Annotated in this window: 1 protein-coding gene; it reads right to left on the bottom strand. The window is 48.8% G+C overall.

Annotated features, from left to right (window positions below; genetic code table 11):
* Positions 1 to 616: MBL fold metallo-hydrolase (locus ACWPVL_RS11765; protein WP_454389194.1), on the bottom strand; the 616-nt coding region annotated here is incomplete at its 3' end.
* Positions 617 to 804 lie beyond the last annotated feature (188 nt).

Here is an 804-nt window from a genome sequence, read left to right as displayed (position 1 = left end):
CCTCATTGGACAGGTGCCCTTGATCGCTTAAAATCCGTTGCTTCAACGGCCACGGATACGGACCCGTCCGCAACATTTCAAGGTCGTGATTGCATTCCATCACATACGCATCGGCATCGCGAATCGTCCCGGCAACCCGATCTGAAACGTAGCCCGTGTCGGTTAGGATAGTGAAGGCCTTGCCGTCATGATGAAATTGGTAAAACTGAGGCGCGGCAGCATCATGCGAAACGCCAAAACTTTCCACATCCAAGTCACCTAACGTCAAAGTTGTCCCCATATCAAACAACCGCAGCTGTGCTTCAGGGATTTTGCCCACACTTTTTGGTAAAGCTGCAAACGTCTTGGCATTCGCATAAACGTTGAGCTGCGGATAACGTCGCGCCAACACGCCTACACCACGCACATGATCGCTATGTTCATGCGTGATAAAAACACTGTCAACATCGGTTAGATCTCGACCGATGCTCTTCATCAGTGCTTCTATTTTCTTGCCTGACAAACCGGCATCCACTAACACCTTGTGACCAGGCGTTTCAATATAGGTTGCGTTACCTGAGCTGCTGCTGGCAAGGACACTGACACGCATCCCAAAATCTTCGCCCACGATCACCATCTCCAAACTAGTTACCATATATTCATCTGCCTAATCTATACTATCGGCTCTCATTGCCGTCCATTCTACCTCTTAACAGTCATTACGGTTTGTCATAACTGGTCGAGTGATCGCATAGACATATTTTACCGTCACATTACCGGTCGAACGATGCTTGACGCCAATGTACCAAACCGAGACATAAACCG

This window comes from Streptococcus sp. Marseille-Q8145 (genome assembly GCF_965112035.1).
This window is presented reverse-complemented; position numbering and strand designations above follow the sequence as displayed.